1 protein-coding gene is annotated in these 5,981 nt (G+C 63.5%); it reads right to left on the bottom strand.

What is annotated here, in order from left to right:
- Positions 1-5,825 (bottom strand): DUF6531 domain-containing protein (locus N7640_RS25460; protein ID WP_279906269.1); only part of this gene is annotated, 5,825 nt, incomplete at its 3' end.
- Between the last annotated feature and the right edge of the window lie 156 nt (positions 5,826-5,981).

Below are 5,981 nucleotides of genomic sequence, written 5' to 3' on the forward strand. Positions count from 1 at the left end.
CCAACCTGGCGGCCGGCGTTGTCGTAGTAGTAGGTCGTCTCCACACCACGCATCATCGTGGTGCCATTGGTGAAAACGCCGAGCAGAGTTTCTTTCACCAACTCGCCAAAGGCGTTGTACCGATACTGTGTTGTGGGGGTGAGTGAGTAGAAGCCCGAGGTCAGACCGGGCTGCTTGAACAGATAGTGGTCGCTTTTCGGCTGGCGAACTTCCGTCTTCCTGCCCAGCGCATCATAAGAGGTGGTGATGGTGCGATCCTGACTCGCATCCCTCTGCAGTCGGGAGATGTCCGAGCCATCTATTCCGTTGGCGTGGCGGGTCAGCGATGTCTGGTTGCCCAGAGCGTCATAGCCGTAGGAAATCACGCCGCCCATGGCATCGATGTCGTAGGTGACGCGGCCTAGAGCATCGTACTTCTTGTAGCTGACGACCAGGTCATTGGCTGCCTGGCCGGTATTGTTGATTTGCACTCTGTTCGAGATGGCATTGCCCAATGCGTCATATTCGACCTTTGTAACGATCTGCAGAGTGTCGTTGGTGTTATCGCTGGTTGCCACGAAGCGCCCGAGTGCCTTGTTGTACCAGCCCGGCGAGACGATCTGTACCTGCCGACCCGCGGCATCGTATCGATAGGCGGTCGTGCGGGCTTGCGTCATGTTATCGCTGGCGGCTGGAGCGTTCAGCGCGCTGCGCAGTCGCCCCTCGGTGCGGCCGATGACATTGCCCAGGGCGTCGTAGTTGATGCTGGTTACGACGAGGTAGTTTCTTATCTCTTGGAAGGTCCCGCTGGCGGTCAGGCTGGCAATGCCGACGACTGGCGAAATCTCTTCGGTCAGGCGTCCGACGGAGTCGTATTTGTAGTTCCAGACATGCCCGTTCTTGTTGGTCAGGGTGATGCGGTTGCCCAGCGTGTCGTAGGTGTATCGTTCTTGCAGGCCCATGGCATCGGTGGCACTCAGGGTGCGACCGACGGCGTCATATGTGTAGGTGGTGGTGCGTGCCTGAGCACCCGCTGCAGTCAACGCCGTCCTTATGCTTGCTTCGGTTTTCGGGGTACTGGCCGCGAGCGCCTTGTCATACTGCTTGAGCTGGCTGACCCGACCGGAAGCGTCATAGATCGTTTCGCTGACCTGGTTCAGCGCATCCATGCTGTAGCGGATGCGCCCCTGGGCGTCGTAAACCATATGGGTGGTGCGAGCCTGGCTCAGATCGTCGACACCATTTATGGCGCCGCGCAACACACCTTCGGTGCGGCTAGTAACATTCCCTGTGTTGTCGTAGGTGTACTTGGTGACCAGATGGCGGATGTTGTAGCTGGTATTGCCATTGGCCTCGACCCCGACTGCCACGGAGACCTGGGGCGATATCTCCTCGGTGAGTCGGTTGAGGCTGTCGTAGTTGTAGGTCCAGATGTCGCCTTTCTTGTTGATCAGGGTCTTGCGGTTGCCTGCGGCATCGTAGGTGTAGCGTTCCCTGTTCCCCAGCGCGTCGGTGGTACTGATCATCCGCCCGGCACTGTCGTAGGCGTAGAGCGTCTTGTAGCTGGTGCTGGCATTGAGCACCTGGATCTTCTGCTCGATCTGGTCGTTGGCGTTGTAGACGTAGCGGGTGGTCAGGTTCAGGCCATCCGGGTCCACGTACTCTGCAACCCGGCGGCCCAGGTGGTCGAACTCGTAGCGGGTGACTTGCTGGCGGGGGGAGGCCACGGTGCCGCGGCTGACCTCCAGCTGGCGGCCCAGGCCGTCATAGCTGTAGGTGGTGGTGAGACCCAGTCCGTTCGGGTCCTGGGTGATCGTGGTCACCTGGTCCACGCAGTCATAGCCGTACTCGGTGACGCGCTGGGTTGCGGTGCCTGCCGCCTCGGTGACCCGCATCTTGCGGCCCATGCCATCGTAGTCATAGCGGGTGATCACGTTCAGCGCATCGGTCACCGTCAGGGTGCGCCCGGTGACGTCATAGGAGTAGCGGGTGATGTTGCCGCTGGCATCCATGGTGCTGGTCTTGAAGCCGCTCTTCGCGTCATAGGCGTTATGGGTCGTCTGCCCCAGAGCGTTGGTGCTGGACAGCAACTGCCCGTTCTTGTTGTAGCTGTAGGTGGTGGTGTTGCCGTTGCCGTCCCGGATGCTCAGCAGTTCGTCGTGGCGGTTGCGGATGCTCACGACCTGCACGCCGCCCGGCAGGGTCTGGGTCAGGGTGCGGTTGACGTCATCGTAGACATAGCTGGTGACGCGGCCCAGCGCATCGGTCTGGGCGAGCATGCGGCCAAAGGCGTCGTATTCGATGGTCTGGCTCTGGTTCAGCGGATCACGGCTGACCACTACACGCCCACCATTGTCGTAGCGCAGGGTGCTGGTCAGGCCGCGCCCGTCGGTGCGGGCGATGACGCGGCCAAAGGCGTCGTACTGGGTGGTCGTGCTGCGATCCAGGCCCGCCACATCCTCGAGTTGGCGGATCAGTTCGCCGCGCTTGTTGTAGCTGAAGTAGGTGATGACGGATTCCGGACGGAAGTCGTCGCCTGTGATGTCGCGGGTGATGCTGGTCTGCTGACCATAGCGGTTGTAGCCGTAGGTGGTGCCGTATCCCAGCGCATTGATGCTACTGATCAACCGGCCACCCCGGTCATAGTCGAAGCGGGTGGTGCTGTTGGCGACGTTGCTGCGTATGGTCTGGGTCAGCGCCGACAGCGGCGTGGTCAGCAGGCCGCCGGTCAGGTTCGCGGTACTGCTCAGGCGCTCATAGAAGCGAGTGTTGGTGATCACCTCGCCAAAGGTGTTGTAAGTGTTCTCGGTGATCTCGCCGAGTTTGTTGACCGTATGGGTCAGGCGGCCGGCGGCATCGTAGTAGGAGAGGAGGGTATTGCCGGCGGAGTCGGTGACGCTCAGCTGGCGACCGGCCACATCGTAGCTGTAGGTTAAGCCGTACTGGGCATAGGTCGCTCTGACCTGCGCCTCGCTCTGACCTGCGGTGAGGCGGCTGGCGCCTTCGCCGGTGAGTTTGCCCAGGAGCTGGCCCAGGGCGTCGTAGCGCCAGGCGCTGGTGCGCGCCTCGGCCGTGCCCTGGGCGCGGATTTCGCGTATCAGGCGGCCGGCACTGTCGTATTCGTAGGCGGTGACGGTGCCATCGATACCGATGCGCTGGCTGACCCGGCCATAGCTGTCGTACACGGTGGTGCTGATCTGCCTGGCACCGCTTTCCACCGCCGCGCGGACGTTTGCGAAGTCGTTGCTGATCACCGCCGCGCTGTACAGCTGGGCGTAGCGGATGTTCTGCTGGCGGTTGTAGACCTCGTCGTACACCGTCTCGCTGACGAAGCCCTGCTCGTCGATACTGCCGATCTGGCGGCCGATGGCATCGTAGTAGTACCAGCTGTTCAGGGCGCCCGTGGCGGCGGGGCGTAGTTGCTCCAGCGTGCCGTCGGCGCGCAGGTTCGCGGCGGTGGCCAGGGCATAGCGGGTGACCTGCTTCAGGCGGCCAAGGGCGTCGTAGCGGTTCTCGACCAGGTAGCCTTCGCCGTCTAGCTTGGCGACCACGCGGCCATCGGCGTCGTAGAAGATACGGGTGCTGCGTTCGTTATCCAGGGTCTGGACCAGCTGGCCACGGCCGTCGTAGCGATAGGTGGTGGCATACCCCAGGGAGTCGGTGCTGCTGCTCAGGCGCCCGGCCGCGTCGTAGGCGTAGGTGGTGCTGCGGTCCATGCCGCCGGTGGGGCGGATCTGGCTGACCAGGGTCTTGGTCACGGCGTTGCCGTCGTACCAGGTGCTGGTGTCGACCAGGTTCGCGTAGCGGATCTCGCTGCTCTTCTGGCCGGCCTCGTTGTAGCGGTATTCGGTCACCGCCCCCAGGCCGTCGACCTTCGCGCTGACGCGGCCGGCCTCGTCGTAGAAGGTGTAGCTGCGTACCCCGGTGGCATCCTGCACCATCACCAGGCGCCCGGCCGCGTCGTACCGGTACTGGGTCAGGCGCGGGGCGACAAGGCCCGCCGCGCTTTCCGTCAGGCTGAGCAGGCGGCCTTGGGCGTCGTAGGCTTGGGCCTGGGTCAGGCCGGCGCTGTTGGTCATCACCACGGTGCGGTTGGCACCGTTGTAGGTATAGGTCCGGGTACCGCTGGCGTCCGTCTGGCTCAGCAGGCGGCCCAGGCCGTCATAGCCGAAGCTGTTCAGCGCTGTATCGCTGCTCCGTGCGGCAATGGTCTGCAGCAGCTCGCCACGCTCGCTGTAGATGTACACGGTCACCGTCGCAGCCAGGTCCATGTAGCCCGTTCCACTTTCCGTGACCACGGCATAGCGGGTGCTTTGTCGCAGATTGCCCCGGTAGTCGTAGGACAGCTCGAGCAGGGTGCTGCGGGTTAGGTCGCGGGCCGCCGTCCAGGTGTCCAACTGGGCCGCGTTGAGGGTCGCATCCTGTGCCAGCGCGCCCAGGTCGTAGTTCGCATCGCCGTAGCTCAGTTCGCGGATTCGCTGGCCCTGGGCGTTGTAGCGATACTCGGTCACCACACCGCCGGCAGACACCACGTAGCGTAGGCGGCCGCTGCCATCATAGGCATGGCGCACCACCTGGGCGCTGGCTACCGGCGGCTCGGTCCAGCCGCTGCCGTTCCAGATCGCCGGCTGGTTGTAGCGGATCTCGTTGAGCAACTCGTTGTTCGCCCCATAGACCCGGCGCAGGGTGTTGCCCTGCGCATCGCGCTCCAGTACCCGGTTGCCATTGGCGTCGTAACCATAGGTGATGGCGTTGCCGCGGCCGTCGGTGACCTGGAGGACGTTGCCGTCGGCATCGTAGGCGTAGCGGGTCGAGAGGCGCTGTCCGTCGACCGGTGGCGTCCGCACTTCGACCAGGCGTCCGGCCTCGTCGTAGAAGTAGCTCCACTGCTGGTTCAGGCCATTGGTGATGTCGGTACGGCGGTTGGCCAGGTCGTAAGCGAAGGTGGTCGTGCCCGAGGCATCGGTCACCGTCTTCACCCGGTACTCGCCACCCACCAGTTCGTAGGTGAAACTCACCGAAGTGCCATCGCTCTGGCTCACGCTGGCGATACGGAAGCTCGAGCCGTCATAGGTGTAGGCGGTGGTGTAGACCTTGCCGTCGCTGATGCTGTTGTCGTTGGGCGTCAGGTCGGTGGTTACGCTGGCCAGGCGGCCCAGCTCGTCGTAGCTGTAGTAGACCTGCTGGGTCAGGGCTCCGCCTGTCATCTGGCGCGTGTCCAGGCGCTCCAGGCGTCCGGCGGCGTTGTACACCAGCACCAGCTCCTGGCCCGAGACATCCTTGACGCTGTTCAGCCGGCCCGCATCGTCGTAGCCGTAGTCGATACGCGTGCCGAAGGCATCGCTCACCTGGACCAGGCGACCGCTGGCCCCGGCATAGCGCTCCTGCGTGCGCCGGCTGCCATCGGTCCAGACCCACTCGCTGCGGGCCCCATCCCAGCTCAGGCTGTCATGGGCACCGTCGCCATCGGTGGACTGGTAGACGGAGCCGTTCCAGCGGTAGAGCGTCTCGTGCCCATCGCCGGTGGTACGCACTACGCTACTGCCTGCCGCATTCAGCTCGCCATTGAGCGCCACGCGCCGCTCGCCGTCCCAGCGCCAGCCGTCGCCATCGGCGTCACCGTAGGTGCCTTGGGTGTTGTAGGTGCGGGTATGCAGCAGGTCCAGCCCCAGGCCGGAAAGCTGCCGGTCAGTGAACTGCAGCACCAGGTTGCCGTTGCCGGCATTGACCAGCGCCTGCCCACCCGCCTGGCCGAAACCGCCCTGGCCCAGCACACCACCGCCACCCAGCATGTTCAGCGAAGTGTTGAACAAACCCAGTCCATTGCCGGTAACGACCGCAACCATTTCCCTTCCCCCAATCCAAGCTCGGCCGCAGGCGCAGCCCAATTCTCAAGCACACGTCGCTCTGGGCGATCTGGCTCTGTTGAGGGCTTTATTCCGTGATTCGGGAGAAAGTTAAGGGGTGGAGCAAAATATTTTATGGAGGCGGGGTTTTGCATG

This window comes from Pseudomonas sp. GD04015 (assembly GCF_029837675.1).
GTDB classification, from domain to species: domain Bacteria; phylum Pseudomonadota; class Gammaproteobacteria; order Pseudomonadales; family Pseudomonadaceae; genus Aquipseudomonas; species Aquipseudomonas paralcaligenes.